Annotated in this window: 21 protein-coding genes, 1 other RNA gene and 2 pseudogenes; 2 read left to right on the forward strand and 22 right to left on the reverse strand. The window is 40.4% G+C overall.

Annotated elements, in window-relative coordinates:
• The 17 genes and pseudogenes from M1G05_RS05655 to M1G05_RS05735 form a co-directional block, all read right to left on the reverse strand.
• Positions 1–420, reverse strand: a pseudogene (locus tag M1G05_RS05655) (N-acetylmuramoyl-L-alanine amidase family protein); the annotation flags it as partial.
• A 52-nt stretch (positions 421–472) separates the two neighbouring features.
• A complete protein-coding gene (locus tag M1G05_RS05660) occupies positions 473–1,360 on the reverse strand; it encodes a C40 family peptidase (protein WP_060627601.1) in 888 nt (295 codons plus the stop codon).
• A gap of 277 nt (positions 1,361–1,637) precedes the next feature.
• The gene (locus M1G05_RS05665) at positions 1,638–2,270 is read right to left on the reverse strand and encodes a response regulator transcription factor (protein WP_049486946.1); all 633 of its coding nucleotides are present in this window, start codon (positions 2,268–2,270) and stop codon (positions 1,638–1,640) included.
• Between the two features lie 10 nt (positions 2,271–2,280).
• The gene (locus M1G05_RS05670; protein ID WP_049486947.1) at positions 2,281–3,279 is read right to left on the reverse strand and encodes an envelope stress sensor histidine kinase LiaS; all 999 of its coding nucleotides are present in this window, start codon (positions 3,277–3,279) and stop codon (positions 2,281–2,283) included.
• A complete protein-coding gene (liaF, locus tag M1G05_RS05675; RefSeq protein ID WP_084925921.1) occupies positions 3,276–3,974 on the reverse strand; it encodes a cell wall-active antibiotics response protein LiaF in 699 nt (232 codons plus the stop codon). The genes M1G05_RS05670 and liaF overlap by 4 nt, the downstream gene beginning before the upstream one ends.
• Before the next feature lie 76 nt (positions 3,975–4,050).
• The gene (gene fni, locus M1G05_RS05680; protein ID WP_247953322.1) at positions 4,051–5,061 is read right to left on the reverse strand and encodes a type 2 isopentenyl-diphosphate Delta-isomerase; all 1,011 of its coding nucleotides are present in this window, start codon (positions 5,059–5,061) and stop codon (positions 4,051–4,053) included.
• The gene (locus M1G05_RS05685; RefSeq protein WP_247953323.1) at positions 5,045–6,052 is read right to left on the reverse strand and encodes a phosphomevalonate kinase; all 1,008 of its coding nucleotides are present in this window, start codon (positions 6,050–6,052) and stop codon (positions 5,045–5,047) included. The genes fni and M1G05_RS05685 overlap by 17 nt, the downstream gene beginning before the upstream one ends.
• On the reverse strand, positions 6,039–6,992 hold the full coding sequence (mvaD, locus tag M1G05_RS05690) for a diphosphomevalonate decarboxylase (RefSeq protein ID WP_247953324.1): 954 nt from the start codon (positions 6,990–6,992) through the stop codon (positions 6,039–6,041). Before mvaD ends, M1G05_RS05685 begins: the two co-directional genes overlap by 14 nt.
• Entirely contained in the window at positions 6,974–7,852 is an 879-nt protein-coding gene (gene mvk, locus M1G05_RS05695) for a mevalonate kinase (protein ID WP_247953325.1), read from the reverse strand. Before mvk ends, mvaD begins: the two co-directional genes overlap by 19 nt.
• A gap of 227 nt (positions 7,853–8,079) precedes the next feature.
• Entirely contained in the window at positions 8,080–8,997 is a 918-nt protein-coding gene (locus tag M1G05_RS05700) for an N-acetylmuramoyl-L-alanine amidase family protein (RefSeq protein WP_247953326.1), read from the reverse strand.
• Between the two features lie 99 nt (positions 8,998–9,096).
• Positions 9,097–9,786: a response regulator transcription factor gene (locus M1G05_RS05705; protein WP_020903407.1), complete on the reverse strand. Its 690-nt coding sequence runs from the start codon at positions 9,784–9,786 to the stop codon at positions 9,097–9,099.
• Between the two features lie 11 nt (positions 9,787–9,797).
• On the reverse strand, positions 9,798–11,222 hold the full coding sequence (gene gndA, locus M1G05_RS05710) for an NADP-dependent phosphogluconate dehydrogenase (RefSeq protein ID WP_000158778.1): 1,425 nt from the start codon (positions 11,220–11,222) through the stop codon (positions 9,798–9,800).
• A gap of 75 nt (positions 11,223–11,297) precedes the next feature.
• Positions 11,298–12,713, reverse strand: coding sequence for a cell division site-positioning protein MapZ (gene mapZ / locus M1G05_RS05715; RefSeq protein ID WP_125454944.1), 1,416 nt, complete (start codon positions 12,711–12,713; stop codon positions 11,298–11,300).
• 13 nt (positions 12,714–12,726) lie between these two features.
• Positions 12,727–13,884 (reverse strand): THUMP domain-containing class I SAM-dependent RNA methyltransferase, encoded by a 1,158-nt coding sequence (locus M1G05_RS05720; RefSeq protein WP_125454945.1) that lies wholly within the window; start codon positions 13,882–13,884, stop codon positions 12,727–12,729.
• An 84-nt stretch (positions 13,885–13,968) separates the two neighbouring features.
• Positions 13,969–14,349, reverse strand: an RNA gene (gene rnpB, locus M1G05_RS05725) — RNase P RNA component class B.
• A 20-nt stretch (positions 14,350–14,369) separates the two neighbouring features.
• On the reverse strand, positions 14,370–14,699 hold the full coding sequence (gene gpsB / locus M1G05_RS05730; protein ID WP_247953327.1) for a cell division regulator GpsB: 330 nt from the start codon (positions 14,697–14,699) through the stop codon (positions 14,370–14,372).
• Between the two features lie 72 nt (positions 14,700–14,771).
• Positions 14,772–15,299: an SLOG family protein gene (locus M1G05_RS05735; RefSeq protein WP_125393566.1), complete on the reverse strand. Its 528-nt coding sequence runs from the start codon at positions 15,297–15,299 to the stop codon at positions 14,772–14,774.
• A gap of 66 nt (positions 15,300–15,365) precedes the next feature.
• On the opposite strand from M1G05_RS05735, the gene recU reads away from it, so the two are divergent.
• Both recU and pbp1a read left to right on the forward strand, forming a co-directional pair.
• Positions 15,366–15,962, forward strand: a complete 597-nt coding sequence (gene recU, locus M1G05_RS05740; RefSeq protein WP_049544892.1) for a Holliday junction resolvase RecU — start codon at positions 15,366–15,368, stop codon at positions 15,960–15,962.
• A complete protein-coding gene (gene pbp1a, locus M1G05_RS05745) occupies positions 15,959–18,142 on the forward strand; it encodes a penicillin-binding protein PBP1A (RefSeq protein ID WP_247953328.1) in 2,184 nt (727 codons plus the stop codon). The genes recU and pbp1a overlap by 4 nt, the downstream gene beginning before the upstream one ends.
• A gap of 137 nt (positions 18,143–18,279) precedes the next feature.
• Here the strand turns inward: pbp1a and M1G05_RS05750 are convergent, their stop codons facing one another.
• The 5 genes and pseudogenes from M1G05_RS05750 to M1G05_RS05770 form a co-directional block, all read right to left on the reverse strand.
• Positions 18,280–20,259, reverse strand: coding sequence for a peptide ABC transporter substrate-binding protein (locus M1G05_RS05750; protein WP_000857585.1), 1,980 nt, complete (start codon positions 20,257–20,259; stop codon positions 18,280–18,282).
• A 201-nt stretch (positions 20,260–20,460) separates the two neighbouring features.
• Positions 20,461–21,564: a UDP-galactopyranose mutase gene (glf, locus tag M1G05_RS05755; RefSeq protein WP_247953329.1), complete on the reverse strand. Its 1,104-nt coding sequence runs from the start codon at positions 21,562–21,564 to the stop codon at positions 20,461–20,463.
• A 60-nt stretch (positions 21,565–21,624) separates the two neighbouring features.
• Positions 21,625–21,729: pseudogene (locus M1G05_RS05760) on the reverse strand (tyrosine protein phosphatase); the annotation flags it as partial.
• 6 nt (positions 21,730–21,735) lie between these two features.
• On the reverse strand, positions 21,736–23,181 hold the full coding sequence (gene cpsA, locus M1G05_RS05765; protein ID WP_247953330.1) for an LCP family glycopolymer transferase CpsA: 1,446 nt from the start codon (positions 23,179–23,181) through the stop codon (positions 21,736–21,738).
• Between the two features lie 189 nt (positions 23,182–23,370).
• Positions 23,371–25,329, reverse strand: a complete 1,959-nt coding sequence (locus M1G05_RS05770; protein ID WP_049544887.1) for a peptide ABC transporter substrate-binding protein — start codon at positions 25,327–25,329, stop codon at positions 23,371–23,373.
• Positions 25,330–25,436 lie beyond the last annotated feature (107 nt).

Genomic DNA, 25,436 nt, shown 5'->3' on the forward strand with positions numbered 1-25,436 from the left:
AAAGTAAGACCATTGACCATTTGCAGTTGCCCATCCTGTTGCCATAGCGCCACTGCCTTTGAGGTAGTACCAAGTAGACCCTTCTTTGTACCAACCAGTACGCATAGCCCCACTATTTGCGAGTGAGTACCATGTATTGCCTTCCTTGTACCAGCCAGTACGCATAGCCCCACTGTCTGCGAGCGAATACCATGTATTGCCTTCCTTGTACCAGCCTGTCTGCATTTTACCAGAACCGTCAAAGTGGTACCAAGAGCCAGCATTTTGCACCCATTTGTTTTTAGCTAGACTGCCATCTTGAGAAAGATTCCAGTCAGAACCATTTTTTACCCATGTATCTGCAGCCTGTGCTTGGTTGATAGATAAAAGTAGGCCAGCACCTGCAAGCAAACCAAGTGTAAGTAGTTTAGATTTTTTCATAGCCGTTTCCTCCAATTAGTAACAAATTATTTATGACATTTAAATTTTATTGTTACCAAACTCGTCTAGCTCCGTCAATAGATCCAATGTATTCATTGTTAGTTATGTTTACAAATTTTCTTACATAATTTGCGTGAACCACTTGGTTACCGCCAATATTAATTCCCACATGTTCAAGATTATTAAAGAAAATTAAATCTCCAGGTTTTTCATTACCAGTTACATCAATTCCTTGCTTAAATTGAGATCTAGTATCAGTTCCTAAGTAAATGTCAAAGTTTTTATATATGGCATGTGTAAATCCTGAGCAATCTACACCCTTATTCAAGTCTGCCCAACCCCCAACATATGGGATTTTATCTACAAATGTCTCTGCATACTCAGCAATTGCCTGACCTTTATTTTCTACGCAAACACCGTTAGATCTGAAGAAATAAGGTTTCCCATTAACTCTATTATAATCAGTTAGCATGGAACCGTCATTTGAAAGATAGTACCAATTACCATCTGGGTTAATCCACTCATTTGATTTCATCCAACCTTGATCATCAAAATAATACCATTTCTTATCTAAGAATTCCCAATGTTTAGCATACCCACCTGAAGTATATTTGAACCACCAGCGACCATCTGTTATCATCCAGGTTCCTTTATCATCTCTATTTTGATTAAATGCTATTTTTTCTTGATCGCCTTCTACTTGCGTTAATTCTCTAGGAGAAAATCCTACCAACTTAACTTGTTCTGCATCTTCAACCTTAATTTTACCTTCTTTAACAAGTTGATCAATTGCTTCTTTCTCGCTTGTATACTGTGAAGTTGTTTGTGATGTAGTCACTTTAGTGGTAGACGTTGTAGTTTCTGCATTAACTACATAAGTAGTTGATAACAAAGCTCCTGAAGTAAGTAATAAAGCTGCATAAGTAATATATTTTTTCATGACAAAAATCCTTTCTTCAAAATTCCTTAACGCTCTAGTGACCTTATTTTGATAATTTACGGAGACATGATTCTAACCTCCTTTTGGATTTTTTATATCCTTTGATAAATACTACATTACTTTAGTTATCTTTAGCTTCATTTTACTCCCCTATAAAATGAATGTCAACAAATAACATAAAACATTGTGAAAAAAATATTTTATCGTGCTAGAGGTACTTGCTTGCTTCTTTGATACTAAGTTCAGCTACTTCTCCAATATTATTTTTACATAACTATTAAAAGTCTTCATGACCCACCAAGTGGTGCTGAAAGGCATAGACAGCCGCCTGGGTACGATCGCTGACTTCAAGTTTGGCTAGGATATTGGACACATGGGTCTTGACCGTCTTGAGAGAGATAAACAGTTCGTCTGCGATGCGCTGATTTTCGTAGCCCTTGGCGATGAGTTGAAGCACATCTCGCTCACGCGCAGTTAAGTCCTCATGTAGTTCTATATGATTGCGGTGGTATTCGACCTTCTTACTGACCTCTTGCTCAATGGCCAGCTCCCCAGTAGCTACCTTACGAACAGCGTGCAGCAATTCATCCGCACTTGAAGTCTTGAGCATATAGCCCCTAGCACCAGCATTTAAGACAGGCATGATTTTTTCATTGTCTAAGTAAGAGGTCACAATCAAAATCTTGGCTTCAGGCCATTCTTTGAGGATGGCCAAGGTCGCGTCAATTCCATTCATCTCAGGCATGACGATATCCATGACAATGACATCTGGACGCAGTTCCAAGGCCAAGTCAATGCCTTGAGATCCGTTGGCAGCCTCACCTACAACTTCTACATCATCTTGGAGGTCAAAGTAGCTTTTCAAGCCCAATCGGACCATTTCATGGTCATCTACTAGTAAAATTTTCATCTCTACTCCTTTATAACTCATTATCTAACAGGGGAATACGGATATCAACCGCCAGACCTTGCTTGGGAGCTGTCAAGAGTTGAACCGTTCCTGCCATATCTTCGACTCGCTCCTTGATATTCCGCAGTCCATAACTCAAGTCGTCTAAACTCCCTAACTGGAAACCAATCCCATTGTCCACCACCTTCAGCTGCAATTCAAGATCCGTCTGATAGAGATAGACATCCAGACAAGAGGCCTGGGCATGGCGGAGGGTATTGCTGATCAATTCTTGCAGAATACGGAAGATATGCTCCTCGATTTTCTTAGGCAATTTAGATACATTTTGCTTAAGACTAACCTTGAGATCACTCTTGTCCTCAAGCTCTTTTAGAAGAATTTGAATCCCTTCTATCAAGCTCTTCTGCTCCAGTTCAACTGGTCGCAAGTGCAGGAGCAAGACCCGTAAATCCTTCTGGGCGGTTTCTAAAATAGCTGTGACACTCTGCAACTGGGTCTGCATCTTTTCTCTATCCAATTTCAAAGCCTGCTGACTGACACCTGACAAAATCATGTGGGCCGCAAACAACTCCTGACTGACAGTATCGTGCAAATCCCGAGCAATCCGCTTTCGTTCTTTCTCGATGATTTCCTCTTCTTGGGCAAGACTTTGATTTTCAGCCTTTTGAAGAGCCTCTGTCAAGAGGTTAAGTTTGCCTGACAAGGACTTGAAACTGGCATCCAAATCTGGATCAGCAACCTGAACCACTTCTTTCCCTGACAACAAATGCTTGAGATTAACCTGCATTTTTCGTAAAGAAAGCTCTTCGACACCTCGCCAAAACAGGGCTAAAAGACAGGTCATGGACATGCTGAATACCAACAACAAAAAGACAAATTTTTCTGTTTTTTCGACATCGTGCAAGAAAATAGACCAGTCAAAGTCAAGGATGTCCAGCAAGCTGTGGGAGAAAAATAAGACAAACAGGATGGAGGTGAGAGCAATCATTACATAAGCTTGTTTTTTCATCCTCTGACCACCTCCACATCGCCAATCATAGTGGTCAAGAAAATCTTGACACTCTTGTTACTCTTGAGATAGTCTCTTGTTTCTTGATGGTAGTGTTCATTGCGGAGGGCTCGCTTGGGCTGATTGAAAAAAGTCAAATCACCATAGAGACAGTTAACGCTGAGACTGACTTCCACATCTACAGGTACAATGATTTTGGTCGTGCCTATCATCTTTCTGAGGATAATGACATTGTCATGATTGGTTAAGATGACCCTCTCCAGATGAATAGTGTCCTTACCCATGAGGCGAAAGAGATTGATATCATCAAACTGGCAAGTCTGGTAGCTTGAAAAATGATGGAGATTGCCAAACCAACGATTTTTCTCCTTCTTAACCGTTACTACCTCTTCAAAAACCAAATTGGTCTGCTCTTTTTCCTGGTTCATCATCGGATAAAGAAGAAAGAGGCTATAGATAACCGCAACAAAAATAGCTAAAATCACAAAAGGATTGAGCATGACGATGAAAAAGAAGAGAATGCTTGCCACTACTAAAAGAAGATTGTTTCCCTCTTTACCAGTGTAATAGCGAATCAAAAGCAAAAAGAGGAATAAAATCAGCAGAAAACGCGAAAAATGCTCTGATACCATCAAAATCAGAGCTCCTGTCAAAAGACAGGCTTCGATAAATAAAAAGATTTTAAATTTTCTCATAGGTTCATCCTCTCCCTTCTATTTTATCACAATTCAAAAAAGTCACCTCAGTCTAAAGATGGAAAAAAGGCGGTGGTTACGCCTTTTTCATCTGATCTTTTGCTTCTTTTAATTTTCCATAAAGAAGATAGTCTACTTTTTGCAGATCTGCTATGGTGGCACAATTAAGGGCACACATGATCAAGCGTAGATCATCTTTCCAGCCTTGGACAATGCCAATCACTTCTTCAACTGTGTAGCTTTCAACCAATTCTAGAACCGTTCGAGACAGTCCTACAGCCTTGGCTCCAAAGACCAAGCACTTAATCATATCCAGCGGATTTCGAACGCCTCCACTGATCAAGAGTTCGACCTTGTCTTTCCATTCTTGAGCATTGAGAAGGGCTTGCATAGTAGACTGTCCCCATTGATTGAGGTAATCACGTTGGCCACTGCGGCGGTTTTCGATATAAGCAAAGCTGGTACCACCACGACCTGATATATCCACTGTACGAACACCCAGTTCATAGGCTCTTTCGATGCTCTTCACATCCATTCCAAAGCCCACTTCCTTTAGGACAATCGGAACGGGGATTTGCTTGCTATAATCTGCTAGATGCGATTGCCAGTTTCTGAACTTTCTTTCTCCCTCGGGCATGAGCAACTCCTGCATAACATTGACATGCACCTGCAGGAGAAGAGGATTCATCTCTTCTACAGTCCGAAGTCCCAACTCAACAGGCTTGTCTAATCCAATATTGGTTCCAAGAAGGAGATTTGGATGATCATACTTGACAGAAAAAGAGGCATCTGATGGATCTTTGAGAGCCGCACTATAAGAGCCCGTTACAAATAAAATCCCACAGGCTTCCGCCACCTGAGCCAGCTTTTGATTTATTTCTCTTCCCTTATCGCTTCCACCTGTCATGGCATTGATATAAAAAGGAAAATCCCACTTTCGACCAGCAAATTCTGTCGACAGATCGATTTCATCCAGATCGTAAAGAGGCAAGGAAGAATGAATCAACTCCACCTCATCAAAGCTATTATAGGAACTTTTCTGCTCAAGGGCATAGCGGATATGCTCGTCCTTACGATTTGTCGTCATGTCCTATCCTTTCTTGGTATAAGAGCTCAATCCCCAGATCGGCCCAACGGTTTTTTAGGGTTTCAGTTGATTGCTCATCAAAACTCAAGGCAATACCACAATCACCACCACCAGCGCCACTACTCTTGGCAACAGCCTGCAAATCTTGACTGGCTTCTTTCAGCTGTCTAAGCGAAGGCGTGTAAATATCTGCGCTCAAGCCTTCTAAGAGCTTGCTGGCTACTTCTACTTGCTCGATCACTTTTTCGGCTTTTCCTTGCTCCAAGGATTCTACCAAAGTAGCTACCATTGCTTTTGAGGAACTTAAAAAATTCTGATTGATGTTTTGCTTGATTTGCTGGACCATGTGACTCGATACAGCCACTTCCTTGGTCCATCCCACTAGGAAATCACATTCTAGGGCAGGTTGTACGTGTGAGATTGAAAAGCCCCAATCACGCTCTAAAACAGTCGCTAAGTTTTCTTCTTCCAACCAAGTAGCCACCTTCTGGCGATTAAATGACTGGTAAAGAACCAATTCCTCTGCCACAATACAGGCAAGGTCCCCCATAGAACCATTGTCTCCGCGCTTGAGCAAGACAGCACTAGCCAGCTTGAATAAGAGGCCCTGATTAACAGAAAGATTATATAGAGCTAGCAGAGCTTTGACAACCAAGACAACGACGCTGCCACTAGAACCTAAACCAAACTTTTTCCCTTCTCGTTCCATTTTTCCTCGGATTTCTAGAGAAAAAGGTTTTAAAGTTTGACCTCGATAAATCAGGAAATCTTCCACTAAAGCAATCGTTTCTTGAAACAAGCTGTAGTCAGGATTCGGCGTCAAATCCACTGCGAAACCAAACATATCTGAGTAGATACGGTAACTATCAGAAAAAGCAATCTCGCCCTTCATATAGATGGGAATGGCCTTTATCAAGGCCAACTGCCCTGGCTCTAAAACAGCATATTCACCTGCCCAATAGAGCTTTCCGCAAGTTTTAACAGCAATCATCTTGGCTCAAATCCTTTGTTTTTGACACAATCAAGCGATAACGTTGACCGAAGATTTCTGATAAATGCTCCAAGTCTTTCTCCTGACAGAGGACCTTGACATTGGGACCAGCATCCATAGTAAAGTAACAAGCCTCTCCTTGCTCACGTAGCTGGCGAACAAAGTCCATGGCTTCATAAGACGCATCCGTCAGATAAGAAAAGGCTGGTGATGCTGTTTTGGTCGTAGCGTGCATAGCTAGGGCATTTTCCTCCGTTAACTCCCCAACCTTGGCAAAGTCATTTTCCTTGAGATAAACCAGCATATCCTGATAATCCTTCTCAGACTGACGTACCCAGTCGTCAAAAGTCGTCGAAGTTTCCACACAGAGTTTCATCCCGTCACGGCTAGAGATTGGTTTTTTCTTATCCTCTAGCACCAACATAATCATAGCTAGTTTCAAGTCTGTCTCTACAGGGTAAATTTCTCCACTATCCTTGTCCCAGGCTCCTAGCGGTCCATAAAAACTCCGAGAAGAAGAGCCTGAAGCAAACTTAGCCTCCTGCGCTAACTGACTTCTATCCAATCCAAGCTTGAAATAAGCATTACAAGCCTTGACCAGGGCGGACAAACCACTAGAACTTGAGGACAGACCCGCCGCGGTAGGCATATTGTTCTGAGTATCAATACGGACAAAGCCCTCACCAGCTGGACGGTAACGGTCAATAATCTTACTCATCTTAGCATGCTCCGCCTCATTTTGTAACTGACCATTGATATAAAATGCATCAGCCATCGCATCCGTCGGTAGCGGCGACAAAGTCGTCTCCGTGTACATATTTTCCAAAGTCAGAGAGATACTGCTAGTAGCAGGCACCATCTCTTTTTCTTTTTTCTTTCCCCAATATTTGATAATAGCAATATTTGCGTAGGAACGTACTGTTACAGGCTCTCTATCCATGTCTGAACAGCTCCTTTCTCTTCTAATCTTTCTGCTAGTTCTTGTGCGTGTGTCAAATTGTCTGCCAAGGCTATGATACAGCCTCCAAGCCCACCACCACTCATCTTGGCACCCAGAGCACCATGGTTAAGAGCCGTTTCTACCAGATGGTCTGCCTCAGGGCTACTGACCCCAATTTCTTTTAAATGTAAATGCGCTTGACTGAGGATTTGTCCCAATCCTTCAGCATCTTTTTGTGAAATCGCATCCTCTGCCTGCTGGGTCAATTCTCCCAAGGTATGCAAAAACGGTAGGGCATCTTTCCCCTTACTTTGAACCACTTGGATGGCTTCACGAGTGTGACCATAAACGCCGGTATCGGCAATCACCAAATAGGCGGATAAGTTCATCTCAAGCTCTGTAAATCCTACGTTCTTAATAAAGCGAATAGGTTGGTCACTGAGACAGGTCTTAGCATCCAAACCACTAGGATTCATATGGGCAATCATCTCAGCCCGATTGACCAAGATTTCTAGTACATCATGAGGCAGGTCGACTTGATAGTAGTCAAATACCGCACGAATGGCCGCTATGCTGATAGCCGCTGACGAACCCATTCCCCGTTTCTCAGGGATAGCCGAGTCAATCTCGCAACGAATGCAGGCTTCTTTGATATCCAAATACTCCAACGAAGCATAAACTGCCATGGACAAGGTATCTTCCTCATAAAGGCGCCAAGGTCTGTCAGCAGGAACTACCTTACAAGTCACCTCCACCTCCAAAAGAGGCAAGGAAATAGCAGGATAGCCGTAAACGACCGCATGCTCCCCTATTAAAATAATCTTACTATGTGCCTGACCGACACCAACCTTTTTTGTCATGTTATCCTTTTACTAGACGAAAAAGTCGTCTCATACTCAATGAAAATCAAAAAGCAAACTAGGAAGCTAGCCGCAGGCTGTACTTGAGTACGGTAAGGCGACGCTGACGTGGTTTGAATTTGATTTTCGAAGAGTATTATTTTTCCTACAAGTATTTATTCTCTCCTATCTATTTTATTATATTTTCACAAAAAAAGCGATTGTTTCCTTCACAATCGCCTCTTTCATTATTGAACCCATTCGCCATTATAGTTGACAGAATAGCCATCTACAGTCGTATTCACTGCCAAAGCACCTGAACTATAAGCGTAGTACCATTTGCCATGGACCTGGAACCAACCAGTGACCATAGCTCCTGATGAACGGAGATAATACCACTTGTTACCGAGGTATTGCCAGCCAGTTTTCATATTGCCATTTGGCTCGTCTAAATAATACCAAGTTGAGCCTTCCTGATACCAACCAGTTGCCATTGCTCCTGATGAACGGAGGTAGTACCACTTATTGCCAAGTTGTTTCCAACCAGTTTGCATGATACCAGTTGTTGGATCTAAATAGTACCAAGTTGAGTTATCATTGGTCCAGCCAGCACGTCTTTCACCACCAAGGTAGTCTTTTCCTAAAGAACCTATTTTTGCTAGGTAATACCAGTTAGACTGATCATAAAGCCAACCTGTTTTTAAAGAATGGTCTTGAGCAAAGTAATAATTTGCTAATTTAAGAACTTCTGAGCCTTCAAAGCTCTCACCATGTTTTTTACCAACATTTAACGAATCCTTAACTTCTAATTGTTTCCATCCAACAAATTCTTGTAGGACACCATCTTGTCCAAAGTAGTACCACTTCGGTTGAAGGGCAATTTCAAAAACTGGTCGATTATCAAATAAATCATCACGATAACCTGTCCCAGGGATTTCTAAGTATTGCCAACCAACTACCATTTCTCCACTATCACCAAAATAGTAGGTTTTACCGTCTATTTTATGCCAATAGATTGCTTTATGGTCATCTTTTATATAATATTTTCTATTATCTTTATCAACAAACTGTCCACCTGTAGTATCCGCCAGTACTGCACTTGTTGCTAGCAAACCGAAGAAAAAGACTGCTAATGTAATTTGCATCAATTTTTTTATGATTTTCATTAGACCTATCCTCCATAGCTGATTGTAGCAAATACAAAATCGCATGTCAATATATAGAACACCCCTCAAAAAAGCAGTTACATAACTGCAACTGCTTTTCTATTCTTGCATGGTGTAACCGACACCACGCACGGTTTTAATGTAGCTTTTTTGACCTTTTACATCAAGCTTGCTACGTAGATAACGGATATAGACATCCACGATATTTGTTTCGGTCGCACTTTCATACTTCCAGACACTTTCCAATAACTGCTCACGAGTCAGAACTTTCTTGCTTCCCATAAGAGTAGCCAAGAGGTCATACTCACGACGGGTCAGAGCAATCATCTCTTCGCCACGATAAACGGTATGATGTTCTACATCCATACGCAGATTGCGATAAGACGTTGGAACCTTCATCTGACTACAGTGTTGGTCGATAAAGTCCCGACCTCGGAAAATCGCTGAAATACGGGCCACCAAATTGTCAATAATAACCGGCTTATAGATGTAAGAAACGGCAAAGCGTTGGATTGCCTCAATCTGATCTTGCAATTCTTCGCGATGGTCCAAGACCATGATGACTGAGGCTGGCTTAGTCCGACTCAGCTTGTCTGCAAAATCCTGGGCTGTCATATCCCCCAGACGAGCATTCAATAAAATCAAGTCATAGTCTGTCTGAAGAGCCATGGAGAGGGCCTTTTGCCCCTCCTCAACCTGATCAACTCGGTATTGCTCTTTTTGGAGTTCCAAACTTAAAAAATGAGCTAGATTTCGTTCTTTCTCAAGTAATAAAATCCGTTTCCCCATGGCAGACCTACTTATTTTTCGTCATACCAAGAGTAGTGGAATGTTCCTTCTTTGTCTTTACGTTGGTAAGTGTGGGCACCAAAGTAGTCACGTTGTGCTTGGATCAAGTTAGCTGGAAGGTCAGCTGAACGGTAGCTATCAAAGTAAGTAATAGCTGCTGAGAAGGTTGGTACTGGTACACCAGCTTGAACCGCAAGAGCTACGATATCACGCACTGCTTGTTGGTACTTAGCAGTGACATCCAAGAAGTATTCATCTAAAAGAAGGTTAGCAAGGTCTGCATCACGGTTGTAAGCATCTGTAATCTTTTGCAAGAAACGAGAACGGATGATACAGCCATCACGCCAGATAGATGCAATATCTGCAAATGGCAAGTTCCAGTTGTTTTCTTTAGAAGCTACACGCAATTGCGCAAAACCTTGTGCGTATGAAATGATTTTTGAGAAGTAAAGGGCTTGACGGATCTTTTCAATCAACTCAGCCTTGTCTCCTTCAAATTTGAAGGCAGCTGGTTTTGGAAGAACCTTGCTTGCATGCACACGTTCTTCTTTGTAAGTTGAAATGTAGCGAGCAAATACTGACTCAGTGATGAGTGACAATGGCACACCAAGGTCAAGTGATGATTGGCTAGTCCATTTACCAGTTCCCTTGTTGCCTGCAGCGTCAAGGATGTAGTCTACGATTGGTCCGTCTTGGCCTTCATCGTCTTTACGACTCAAGATATCAGCTGTGATTTCTATCAAGTAGCTGTCCAATTCACCCTTGTTCCACTCAGTAAAGATTTCAGCCATATCTTCTGCTGAAAGGCCTAGCAAGTGTTGCATCAAGTCATAACTTTCTGCGATCAATTGCATATCACCATACTCGATACCGTTGTGAACCATTTTCACATAGTGACCAGCTCCATCAGGACCGATATAAGTCACACATGGTTTGCCATCTTCTGGTGCTTTAGCTGAGATTTCTTCAAGAACATCCGCAACCAATTCGTAGGCCTCTTTTTGTCCACCAGGCATGATAGAAGGACCTTCAAGGGCTCCTTTTTCACCACCAGAAACCCCAGTACCGATAAAGTTGATACCTGAGTTTGCCAATTCTTCATTACGACGGATTGTATCTTTGTAGAAAGTGTTTCCTCCGTCAATCAAGATATCACCTTTGTCAAGGTGTGGAAGAAGGGCTTGGATAGTAGCATCTGTACCAGGTCCAGCTTGAACCATGAGCATGATACGACGAGGTTTTTCGATTGAGTTTACAAAACTTTCAACGTCATAGCTTGGTACAAAGTTCTTTTCAGGATGGCAAGCAATTACATCTTCAGTTTTTTCTTTACTACGGTTGTAAATAGCAACTGTGTAACCACGAGATTCAATATTAAGGGCAAGGTTACGACCCATTACGGCCATACCAACAACACCAAAGTTAGCTTTTGTCATTTGACACTCCTCTTGTTTGATTTGTTTTATTTTATCATTTTTACTTTTGAAAAGAAAGAATTTTGTAACGACTGCTTAGTAGTCCAAGTCATCCGCATGTCCAGAACCATTTCCAACAAAGTAGCCTGTCTTACAGTTAAGGGTAAAGAGATAGGTTCCATCTGGCTTATAGAGGTTGTAATAACCATTGCCATTAACGATATTAACACGTTCAAGTATATATTGATTACCTGTGATATAACCACGTGAACGTGAAGTCGCTAGAATTTGTTCCAAGACGCCATCCGCAAAATCCCAGGCAGAATTATTGCTATCATCAATAGCAGACTGGTTATAAGAAACACGACTGGCACTTCTTTGAACAGCAACTCCTGCACTTGATACACCCATATTGACTTCACTGCGGGTACTTCTAGTTTCAGTTGAGGCAGTATTTGAACTACTTGGGCTTGTTTCACTAGTAGTATTTTCACTTGCTTGACGAGAACTTGAGCTGCTAGTTTCACTTGAACTTGAGCTTGAAGCACTTGTTTGCTGGCTCTTACCAAGGCTGATAGCCTTATCTAGAACTTTATCAAGCTCCGTATTTCCAGTTTTAATATCTGTAAATTTAGCATCCGATTTGGCTTTAGCATTGGTATCCAAGACACCATCCACAATAGCTGGCTTCTCAAATTGAGCATTGACATCTTGAATAGCCTTGATTTGAGTTGCTAGGCTATCATACTTAGATTTTGCAAGCGTATATTCACGGCTACCTTCCAACTTATCAAGCAAGGTTTTAAGTTGTCTCAGCTTATCAAACTGGCTATTTTTCAAAGCCGTTTTATTGCTATCTGTATAAAAGGCATCGTATTGACTATTAAAATCTTCTAAAATCGGCTGAATATTCTGCTCACTAGACGCTGATTGAGAAGTCTGAATTTCCTTGGTCGAGCGATTCACTTGACGATAAACATAATAAGCACTGACACAGATAACCACTGATACGAGCGCCAAAGTGGTCAAAACAAAACCTTTTTTACTTTTCTTTTCTGGGTCCTCTTGATCCAGACGAGAAAGTTTTTTCTCCTCTTCCACTTCCCCAGTCATTTCTGCTGAATTTTCATCCTCTAGTACTATAGGATCCCAGTCTTTATCCTCATCGTCCAGAGGCAGTGGAGGTAAGATAGCTTCAGACGATAGAACTTCCTCTGAATAGGCTTCTGACTCCTCTACAGCTTCACGCACCTCTTGAATCAAGTCATCCAGACTCTGTGTTTCGATTAACTCCTCTTTTTTGTATTGGCGAGTCGCAAACTTATCTGCTTCGATTTCATCTTTGTGTTGCTTGACATACTTGTCCAAAATGGAATCTTCAGGCAAGACTCCTGCTTCCACTTCTTCATTTTTACGAATAGCTTGACCAACTGTTAACTCTTTTGCTTCATCAAAATCAAATCGCGGTTCTTGGTTTTCTTTTTTATGACGATTCCGTCTTTTCTTACTCATGAGTATAACCTTTCTATTTTACCTCTTGGCGTTTAACACGCTGACCAAAATATTGATACAGATCCACTTTCAAGGTTCCGTTGTACAACTTACGTTTCTTATCTGCCTGACTACCGTATTTGGTCTCAAAGGCTTCATCACTAGTTAGGATAAACTTGCTCCACGTTTTCAGCGGTGCAAATACTTGACCCATTTCAGCATAAAGCTTGGTAACTCCTGCATCATCTGACAAGCGTTCACCATAAGGTGGGTTAGAGATAATCACTCCATTGATTTTATCAGAACGTAAATCCTGCACGCGCATCTGCTTAAAGGTAATATCTCCTGCAACCCCTGCTGCCTGAGCATTAGCCTTAGCAATTTCCACCATACGTGCATCGATATCACAACCCATGATATCCAGTTCCAGTTCACGATCCACTTTCTTAGCTGCTTCAGTGCGTACTTCTTGGATCAAACGATCGCTAATCCAGTTCCATTCCTCAAAAGCAAAGGAGCGACGAAGCCCTGGAGCCATCTTTCTGGCAATCATAACTGCCTCGATACAGAAAGTTCCTGAACCACAGGTTGGATCAATCAAGGGCTTGTCTGGATACCAGTTAGAGAGTTGCAAAATAGCTGCCGCCATATTTTCCTTGATAGGAGCCCCACCTTTTTCGGTACGATAACCGCGTTTAAAGAGGCTAGCCCCTGTCGTATCAATCATGACAGTTGCTATGTCTTTCAGAATAGAGACCTCAATTTTAAACTCAGGACCAGTTTCCATCAGAGGAACGCCTTCTGGACGAGCATAATGTTTTTGCAACTTCTTAACAACAGCCTTCTTTGAAATAGCCTGCACACTGGGCTCATTGTGAAGTTTAGATTTAACACATTTTGCTTTCGAAATCGGAAAACGAGCCCCAAGTGGTAAATAATTTTCCCAATCTAGAGTGAAAACTCCCTGAAAGAGCTCTTCAAAAGTCTTAGCTGGGAACGTTCCTACGATAATTTTGATACGGTCTGCTGCCCGAAGCCAGAGGTTGGTTTCGATAATGGCTCTAACATCTCCTTGAAAACGAACACGTCCATTTTCAACCTGACAATCGTAACCCAACTCTCGCACTTCACGACCAACGACAGCTTCAAGACCTGCTGCCACAGTTGCAATTAAATTAAATTCTTTTTTCATGTTACAGTCTTGCAAGACCTTTCTATATGTCCACTTTAAAAAATGAGGTTGAGAAAATTTCTCAGCCCCAACCTATATGCAATTTTCTATAAGCCATGTTTTGTTCCAGAAGTGACTAGGACCACTTCCTTCGATAATCATCTGTCTACCACTAACAGCTCTAGCTGATAGCAGTCAGAATACTACGTTCGTTTCCGCGTACTCCATGCCCCGACCAAAATTTGGGTTGCTAGCTTGAGGGGTTTACCGCGTTCCACTCTCTCCGTTTCCAGAAAGACTCCGTCACTGTGGCACTTTCAAGCCTACTCTGGCCTATCCAAGGACTTAGCCATTTCAACTGCCGTAACGATTTCTCGTCCCTAGGCTTATGGTTTCGCCTAGCACAAACACTACAGGCATCACAGCCTGTGCTAGCATGGACTTTCCTCATGAGAAGCAACTCTCCTCACGCGATTATCCAAAAATTGCACACCTCAAATCACTACTTAGAAATCTGAGTTATCTAAAATTTGTTTACCAAACACTTCTTTTTCAAGACGATTCAAGCGTTTCAAAATATCAAAATTCGTCATAGAAGTTGTTGCTGTCATTTCAAGTGGTTCTGCTTGAACCGGTGCAGATTCAGGTTTGCGAGACAATTCTTCCTTCAACTCTGCAATTTCTTGACGGAGAGACTTGACTAAGGCAGCATAAGTTTCATAGTCCTTGATGACATCGTCCAAAAATTCATCAACTTCAACCTTACTATACCCACGGACTTCACGTCCAAACTCTTGCTCGAAAATATCTTTCGCTGAAAAAATAATACCTGCCATCTCTCTCTCCATTCTCGGTTTCTAATAGTATTATTATATAAAAAAAGGCAAACAAAAATCAAGGTCAAAGGCTTACTTTTCAGAAAAATTTTCTACTAACTCATTTAAGTCTTCAAACGTTAACCTTTTTATGCGATAACCTTCCTGATTTTTCATCAAATTGTCTATAAATTTTAATTTGGTCTCATTTTCTGGGTCATAGAAAAAATAAGCTAAATCAGTATTTTCCAGCAAAAATCGTTGGTAGTCTCGTAGTTGCCCCATATGTTCATATTTAGGATAGGCATATTTGACAAAATCGACCTGCTTAAATTGGCTCAGTTTCATCTGATTGCCTTCATTCCAATTTTCCCCATGGGTTTCAAAAGCAAAAATGGTGGCCAACTGGAAACCGTATTCGGTCTTCATTTCCTGAGCAACCTCTAAAACCCAATATTCAAAGCCCAAAGTCCCTGTAAATACAAGCCAAGTCACCCCATCTTCTGCCATAGCTTCTAAATCCCTACGTATCGCTTTTTTAATCAATTTAAGACGAGGATCCTTGTCAGAAAACAAACCCAAGTCAAAATTAGAATATCCCATAATTAAAGCTGTAGTCATTTTTACACCTTTCTTTCTATTTTTATGGTATAATAGAGTGATGTTATTGTACCAATAAGGAGAAATATGGTCAACTATCCTCATAAAATTTCATCAAAAAAAAGCCAAACATCCATTTCTCAACCAAAAAATTTCGCAAATCGAGGAATGACTTTTGAAAAGATGATCAACGCCACAAACGACTACTATCTTACGCATGGCATGGCAGTTATCCATAAAAAGCCAACGCCTGTTCAGATCGTTCGAGTAGACTATCCTCAACGTAGTCGAGCCAAAATTGTAGAAGCCTATTTTAGACAAGCTTCCACAACAGATTACTCTGGCGTGTATAGAGGACATTACATTGACTTTGAAGCCAAGGAAACACGACAAAAGAATGCTATCCCAATGAAAAACTTCCATCTTCACCAGATTCAACATATGGAACAAGTTCTAAAACAGCAGGGGATTTGCTTCGTACTACTTCATTTTTCTTCTCAACAAGAAACTTATTTGTTGCCGGCACTTGATTTGATTCGCTTTTATCATCAAGATAAGGGCCAAAAATCAATGCCACTTGGATATATCAAAGAATACGGATATTTAGTAAAGCAAGGAGCTTTCCCTCAAATTCCCTATCTAGATATTATCAAAGAACATTTACTAGGTGGTAAAACAAGATGAACAAACAAACTATTCTGCGATTCTTAAAGTATATTGGAATTACATTTCTTACCTTATTTATCGCATTATTTCTATTAGGTGGAGGTGCCTTCCTCTACTTTGTTAGCAAGGCTCCAGCCTTATCTGAAAGTAAATTAGTTGCGACAACCTCTAGCAAGATTTATGACAACAAAAACGAACTGATTGCTGACCTTGGATCTGAACGTCGCGTAAATGCTCAGGCAAATGAAATTCCTACTGACTTAGTCAAGGCAATTGTGTCTATCGAAGACCACCGTTTCTTTGATCATAGAGGTGTTGATACTATTCGTATCATGGGGGCAGCATTGAGAAATCTACAAGGAGGAGGTCTACAAGGTGCCTCAACCTTGACACAACAATTAATTAAATTGACTTATTTTTCTACTTCAACTGCTGATCAAACCTTGTCACGTAAAGCTCAAGAAGCTTGGCTAGCCGTTCAACTAGAGCAAAAAGCAACCAAGCAAGAAATCCTGACCTATTACATCAATAAAGTCTACATGTCCAACGGTAACTACGGAATGCAAACCGCAGCCCAAAATTACTATGGAAAAGACTTGAAGGACTTAAGCTTGCCACAGTTAGCACTCTTGGCTGGAATGCCTCAAGCTCCAAACCAATATGATCCTTATTCCCATCCAGAAGCTGCTCTAGAGCGTCGTAACTTGGTACTTTCAGAAATGAAAGGGCAAAAATACATTAGTGCAGAAGATTATGAAAAAGCTATTAATACTCCCGTCACTGACGGTCTCCAAAGTTTGAAGTCAGCCAATAGTTATCCAGCTTATATGGACAACTACCTCAAAGAAGTAATCGACCAAGTTGAACAAGAAACTGGTTACAACCTTCTTACCACAGGTATGGAAGTCTATACTAATGTCGACAAAGATGTTCAGCAGCGACTTTGGGATGTTTATAACACAGATGAGTATGTCGCTTATCCAGATGATGAACTTCAAGTAGCTTCTACTATCGTTGATGTAACAAATGGTAAAGTCATTGCTCAGTTAGGTGCCCGTCACCAATCAAGTAACGTATCTTTCGGCACCAACCAGGCTGTGGAGACCAATCGTGACTGGGGATCATCAATGAAACCCATCACTGATTATGCTCCCGCTTTAGAATATGGAGTCTATGACTCTACTGCATCTATTGTTCATGATGTTCCTTATAACTATCCTGGTACTGATACTCCAGTCTACAACTGGGATCATGGCTACTTTGGAAACATTACTGTCCAGTATGCACTTCAACAGTCACGTAATGTCACAGCCGTTGAGACTTTGAATAAGGTCGGTCTAGATAAGGCTAAAACCTTCCTTAATGGTCTTGGTATCGATTATCCAAGCATGCATTATGCAAACGCCATTTCAAGTAATACAACTGAATCCAACAAAAAATACGGTGCAAGTAGTGAAAAAATGGCTGCTGCCTACGCTGCTTTTGCTAATGGTGGTATTTACCACAAGCCAATGTACATCAATAAAATCGTCTTTAGTGACGGTAGTGAAAAAGAATTTTCTGATACCGGCACACGAGCTATGAAAGAAACTACTGCCTATATGATGACTGAAATGATGAAAACAGTCCTAGTATACGGTACCGGACGTGGTGCCTACCTACCATGGCTTCCACAAGCAGGTAAGACAGGTACTTCTAACTATACTGACGACGAAATTGAAAAGTATATCAAGAACACTGGCTACGTAGCCCCAGATGAAATGTTTGTAGGATATACCCGCAAATATGCAATGGCTGTTTGGACAGGATACTCAAATCGTCTAACTCCAATCATCGGAGATGGTTTCCTTGTGGCTGGTAAGGTCTACCGTTCAATGATAACTTACCTTTCTGAAGATGACCATCCTGGAGACTGGACAATGCCAGATGGCTTGTATCGAAATGGAGAATTCGTCTTCCAAAACAACGCGAAGAACGCATGGAATAATCCAGCTACACAACAAACACAAACAGTAGAAACTCCAAGCACAACCGCTGAAAGTTCAACTACACAGGCAAGTACTACGGTTGGTCAACAACCAAATAATGCTCCAGCAACTGACCCTAATCAAGGACAAGCTGGTCAGGCTGTTCAGCCAACACAGCCAGTACAACCAGCACCACAAAATCCACAAGTTCAACAGCAACCACAACAGTAAAAAGAAAATCCTGAGTTTCAAAACTCAGGATTTTTTCTAACAAAAATTGGCTTCATAATCTTTGAAAATGAGGATAGGTTTCAATTCATTTTCGATAAACCAAAAGAAGTTAGCGAACAACTAACTTCTTTTTTATCTTATTTCACATGTTTTGCGAGCTCTTCTTGCGCTTTTTTATTGGACTCTTGTTTTTCTTTCATCCATTTATCTTGGGCTTTTTGGTATTCATCTGCAGTGACTGCCTTGTCTTGAAGTTCAAGGTATTTATACAAGAGAGGTTCACTTGTCCCTTTGTTTCCTGACAATGCAAACGGTATTGTAAATGGTACCATCTTAGACAAGATTGGACGCCCTGTACGAGATGTAGTTGGAATAATCAAAGCACTATCTGTCAACCAAGCTTGAGCTGCAGCGTATTTATCATATCGTTTAGCAACATCTGTAGCCTCATCACCAGCTTCAGTAACCAATTTCTCGTAGTCATATAGACCTACTTTTTTAGCAGCTACATTATCTTTCCCTGAGTCAAATCCTAAATATGTTTTAGTACTTTCTCCTACAGATGGTTTGATGATATCAAGGTAAGTTGATGGATCGGCAAAGTCTGGACCCCAACCGACATTATCTGATAAATCCCAGTCTTCGCCAGCAGCATTTTCAGCAAAATATGTAATATTGTTTACTTCGTCTTTTTGTAGTTGTTGAATATCAATAATGACATTATCAGTTCCTAAAGTCGCTTCCAATGATTGTTTCATAGATTGGACGCGCTGAACTTTTGTAGTTGCTGTTTGGTCAACAGGCATATCTAGGTGAATTGGGAATTGGACCCCTTCTGCTTGTAAGGCTGATTTAGCTTTAGCAAATTCGGCCTTGGCTTTCTCTGGATTGTAAAGGCCATCCTGAGAATCTGCAAGATTAACATCCTTCCATTCATCCCCATAAGTGACCAATTTTTCTTTGACCATATCGCCAAAGTTTTTACCATCTGCTTGAACAAATGTTGGTGGAACAAAGAGATTACGTAAGATTTTGCTTGCTCCAGTTTCTCCATTCAACTGAGAGGCATAGGCTGTACGGTCAAATCCGAAAGCAATAGCCTGACGGAAATCCTTGTTTAAGAGAGCTTTTTTAGTAGATGTTTTTTGTTCTTCGCTGGTCTTAGATGTGTATTTATAAGATTGGCGGTCAATATTTGTACCAACTAGATACGTAACAGAGTCTTGTTGAGTATAGACAATATTGTCTTTCAGCTCTTTTTCAAGTTCTGCAAAACTTGCACTTGTTGGATAGAGACGAGCTGCTGTAAGGCTACCATCTTTAAAGTTTTCTGCTGGTTTGCTGGTATCTTGACCATCCCAGAATGACAATTTGATCTTGTCAATATGCACATTATCCTTATCCCAGTAGTTCGGATTTTTCGCAAATTCAACAGAGGATTTGGTCACAATAGATTTCAACAAATAAGGACCATTGTACAAGATACTACTTGGATCCGTAGCTTTGGCAAAATCATCCCCTTTTGAGTTCAAAAACTCTTCATTGACTGGCGCAAGCACACCCATGGTTGTTTTAGAATTCCAAAAGCTTTCAGGTTTGTTCAAAGTGTATTGGACTGTTTGATCGTCAAGTGCTTTAATCCCAACTTGAGAGAAATCTTTAATTTCCCCTTTAGCATAGGCATCTAGTCCTTTGATTGAATCTTGTACCAAGTAAAGGGCTTCTGCTTTCTTATCTGTTGCATATTTAAGACCTGTCACAAAATCTTGAGCCTTAACAGGAGCATACTCTTCTCCCTCAGATGTATACCACTTGGCATCCTGACGAATCTTATAAGTATAAGTCAAGCCATCCTTAGAAACTGACCAGTCCTCTGCCATTGAGGGAATAAGGTTCCCATATTTATCATTTTCAAGCAATCCATCAATTACATTACTAGTAATATCAGCAGTCGCTGCCTTACCAGTTGTTAAATAGTTGAGATTATCTGGGTGGGTCTCGTAGGTGAATGCAAAAGTCTGCTCACCTTTAGCGCCTGAGCCCCCTGAACAAGCAGCTAAAACACCCGCTGCTAATAAAGTTACTCCCGCAAGAGCCAATACTTTTCTTGTTTTCATAGTCTTCTCCTTTGTTTTTTTATTCATTATAGACTCTTTTTCAAGTCCTGTCAATACAATTTTCAGAATTTTTGAAAATTATTTTTTAAACAACAACTTCGCAAAAATATGAATAATATCAAAAATCCCTCAACTACATTAGGTAGTCAAGGAATTATTGATCACATTTCTAAAAAGCAACTGGTGAACAGTTTTAGGTGTTTAATCTAACTCATTTCTTACACACTGTAAAGCTGCTCCAATTACTTGGTGCATATCGTAATAACGATAGTGTCCTAAACGACCACCAAAGATAACATTCCCTTGTTCATCTGCCAATTTTTTATATGATTTATACAAATGATTATTACGATCATTATTTACTGGATAATACGGCTCATCACCTTTTTCCCATGTTTTAGAATGTTCTTTAGTAATGATAGTCTTTTCTTGATTCCCAAACTCAAAATGTTTGTGTTCAATAATGCGAGTATATGGGGTATCTGCATCTGTATAGTTGACAACTGCATTTCCTTGGTAATTCTCCATATCCAAGGTCTCATTTTCAAAACGAAGACTACGGTACTCTAGTTCACCCAACTTATAGTCAAAGAATTCATCAATCATACCAGTAAAGACAATCTTAGGGAAGTCTTTCAGATATTGTTCTTTATTAGCAAAGAAATCAACATTTGTTTCTACATCAATATTTTCATGTTCCAACATTTTTTCAACTATTTGAGTGTAACCACCTATTGGAATCCCTTGATAGGTATCATTAAAATAGTTGTTATCATAGGTCAGGCGTACTGGCAAACGGCGAATGATAAAGGCTGGAAGTTCCGTAGTTGGCTTGCCCCACTGTTTCTCTGTATAATCTTTGATTAATTTTTCGTAGATGTCTGTACCTACAAGAGAAATAGCCTGTTCTTCCAAATTTTCAGGAGTTTTGCCATTTAAAACAGCACGTTGCTCATCAATCTTAGCCTGTGCTTCTGCTGGCGTCACAACTCCCCAAAGTTTATTGAAGGTATTCATATTAAAAGGAAGATTATAAATCTCTCCCTTATAATTTGCAACTGGAGAGTTTGTGTAACGGTTAAACTCAGCAAACTGATTTACATAGTCCCAAATCTCCTTGTCAGAAGTATGGAAGATATGAGCTCCATATTGATGAACTTGAATTCCTTCCTCTTCACGAGTATAGATATTACCCGCGATATGATCTCGTTTTTCAATGACTTTTACTTTTTTTCCTTTTAGGGCTGCTTCATGGGCAAATACTGCACCAAAAAGACCAGCACCAACGACAAGATAATCGTACATAACCCCCTCCTTTTATTTTTAACAAGCTGTTGTAGCAATTGTATATTTTACATCTTAAATCCGTACTTCTTGTCCATAGGCTTCTGTCAAAAGGACCTTGCTTTCTTGCTTAGATTTTAAACCATCATCCACACTAAATACGATATGCAAATGAATATCAATCATTTTGTCTTATTTTCCTTCCATCACATCATTGATTGCAGCCTTAACCGACTCTAAACTGCTATCACTTATCTCCATCATGTAAAGGTTGCTATCAGGCATGGCATAGGATGGTAAATCCATACGCCCTGTTCCTTTAAGATCTTGCGAATTAATCTTATAAGTTCCACCACTCTCAAGTTGGGCATTGACCAAGTTCATCATGGTTTCAAGCGGCATATTGGTTTGCACGGAATCTTGTAGACCCTTTATAATACTGTCATAATTTTTCAAAGCTTCTGTAGAGGTCAACTTTTGCAAAATAGCGACAATGACCTTCTGCTGATTACGGCCACGATCTCGGTCCCCATCAGCTAAGGAATAACGTTCACGTACAAATCCCAAAGCTTGCTCCGAATCAAGATGAACCTTCCCTACAGGATAGAACTTCCCATTTGTATGAGCGGTAAACTCTTGATCATTATAGACATCAACTCCACCAAGTAAATCAATCAATTTCAAGAAAGAGGTGAAATTCAAACGAGCGTAATAGTTCAAGTCAATACCGTAAAGATTTTCCAGGGTATGAATGGAAGCATCTACTCCATAAATACCTGCATGGGTCAACTTATCTTTTTGGTTGTTGCCACCATCTGCAATTGGAACATAGGAATCACGAGGGGTCGTTGTCAAAAGAATCTTTTTCGTTTCGCGATTCACTGTCATAATGATATTGACATCCGAACGAGAAACCGAACTGATTGGACCATAAGTATCAATTCCACTGATATAAACATTGAAACTGTCACCCTTGACATCTTTTGGAGTTTCAACCGTCTTGGTTAATTCTTTGGTATAGATTTTCTTAATTTTTGAAGCATAGTCAGGATATTCTGATTCGATAATGTTTTCAAAGACACTGTTTAGAATGATTGCCTTTGTATCGCCAGCTAACAAGCTCTTATAGGCCGCAAGATAGGATCTGCTTTCTTCGACTGTCAATTCCTTATTTTGACTAGCCTTAAGATCATTCATCAACTGTTGGATATTATCCTTATCCGTCCCAGTCGGCCCCGTTACACTGGTTACCTGACTGATATTATCAATTGAACTATCTGCTAACACCGCAATACTCATCGAATAATTTGAATAGTTCGATGTCGCATTTAAGCGACTGCTAAAGCCAATGAACTGACTTACAGCAAAGAGGGAAGTCCCATTAATCAAAATACCAAGTAGTAATAAAATCAGCGTTAGATTCTTAGCTTTCTTGGACCGAATTAAAAAGAAGCACAAGATGGCTAAGGCTACAATTAGGACGGTAACTACTATGTTCAGATATCGGAAGGCTAGCATATTGTATTTGAAAATCAAAAACAATAAAAAGACTGCTAGTATTGCATAGATAGCTAGCAACCCCCAACTAATCAATATTTTTGTTTTACCCTGACGAGCTCGCTTCGAAGATCTACTCACGATATACCTCTATTATCAATTTTTATTTCATTTTATTATATCATAAAAAACTACACTTGTGGCCTACATCCGCTTAAGTAAGGCGTTCTCATCTTCTTTCCGAAACATTCTTTTTGACTTGCAACCAATTACATCAATAAATTTACTATATAAACATCAAAACAAGGTCCCTTACGGAACCTCGCTCATCTATTTGACATGATTTTCTGCTTCTTTTTGAGCTTTTTCGATTGCTTTTTTACTTTCTTGCTCCCATTTAGTCTTAGCTTCTTCAAACTGTTTGATTGTCACAGTATCTTTTTGCAGTTTCATATACTTGTAGTTATTGCCATCACCCTTGATACCGACCATTGAGTACCCTCTTGTAAATGGCGTTACTTTGGTTACAGATGCTGTTCCACCACTTGACATGGCTGACATAATCAGAGAATTGTCAATCATCCAAGCCTGTGCTTCAGCATATTTTTCATAGCGTTTTGCTACATCTTTATTTTCACTATCTGCATCTTTGAGCATCTTGGTGTAAGTATCAAGCCCCAAGCTAGCAATCTTAGCTTTATCTTCTTGAGCATCTAGACCAAAAATTTTGAGGTAGAATCCATCCTCTGCATTGAAAGGATTGAGATAAGTTGATGGATCCTGATAGTCACCTACCCAACCATCAAAGCTCAAATCATAGTCTCGATCAGCTGGTGTTGGTGCTAAGAAGGCTACGTTATTAAAATCATCTGTTGAAAGTTGCTGAACATCAATGACAATGTTATCAGCACCTAAAACTGACTCAAGGGTCTGCTTAACTGAGTTCATGCCTGTCACAGCATTTTTACTTGTTTGATCAACAGCTACATCCAAGTGAATAGGGAAAGTCACACCTTGACTTGCCAATTCTTTTTTAGCTTCCGCAAATTTTGCTTGGGCTTTTTCTTTGTTAAAATAGGCATCCTGAGCATCTGCCAAGTTAATACCTGACCATTCTGTGCCATAGTTGACCAATTTAGAAGCGACTACTTCTCCAAAAGTCTTGTCTCCAACTTGGACAAATGTAGGAGGTACTAGGGTGTTACGAAGGGTCTTGCTAGCCGCTTCTTCCCCATTTGACTGAGCAGAATAGGCTGTGCGGTCCAAGGCAAAGTTCACCGCTTGGCGGAAGTTCTTGTTCAAAACAGCTGTCTCAGTTGACTTCTTCTGCTCATCTGTTGTTTTAGCAGTGTGATTGTAGGCCTTACGGTTGACGTTAAAATTGAAATACCAAGAAGTCTTGTCCTGCAAGCTATAGACGATATTATCCTTATATTTCTCCTTGGTCTTAGCAAAGTTAGAACTATTTGGATAAACACCTGCGATTGAATAAGCTCCACTTTCAAAGTTACGGATGGTCAATTCTTGGTCTGAACCATCAAAATAGGCCAATTTTACGTGTTCAATCGATACTTTGTCATGATCATAATAATGCGGATTTTTCACATACTCGATCGATGATTTTGATGTGAAATCTTTTAACAAATAAGGTCCGCTGTAGAGAATGCTATCTGGAGATAGGGTACCAAAATCTTTCCCTTTTGAGTTTAGAAACTCTTCATTCACTGGGAAAAGAATACTGTTGGTTGTTTTTGAGTTCCAGTAAGGTTCTGGGCGCGCCAAAGTATACTCAACAGTATGGTCATCAATGGCTTTCACTCCAACCTTAGAAAAGTCAGAATCCGCTCCTGTAATATAATCATTCAAGCCCTTGATTGAGTTTTGAATCAAGTCAATGGCCTGGGATTTATTATCCACTGCGTATTTGATACCTGTCACAAAATCTTGTGCCTTGACTGGGGCATACTCTTCACCGTCAGCCGTAAACCATTTGGCATCTTTTCTCAGTTTATAGGTATAAGTCAGACCGTCGCTTGAAACAGACCAGTCCTCTGCCAAAGATGGAACTAGGTTTCCGTGGTTGTCATTTTCAAGCAAACCATCAACTAGGTTAGTAATAATAGCTGTATTATCAGCGTAGTAGTCTAATAAGTAGTTAAATGTAGTTGGGTTTCCACTAAAGGTTGATGAGTAAGTTTTTGTATCTGAACCTGATTGTCCGCAAGCAGTTAACAGCAAGGCAGCTGCAACAGTCAGACCTGCACTAAGGATACGCTTTTTTGTAGTCATCTTCTTTCTCCTTTATGTTAGTTTTTATAACATAGGTTTATTTTACCAAAATAGTGGGAATTTGTAAAGTTAATTGAATTTCTAGAATGAAAGTTTATAAACTTTAG

This window comes from Streptococcus mitis (assembly GCF_023109515.1).
GTDB classification, from domain to species: Bacteria; Bacillota; Bacilli; order Lactobacillales; family Streptococcaceae; genus Streptococcus; species Streptococcus mitis_CS.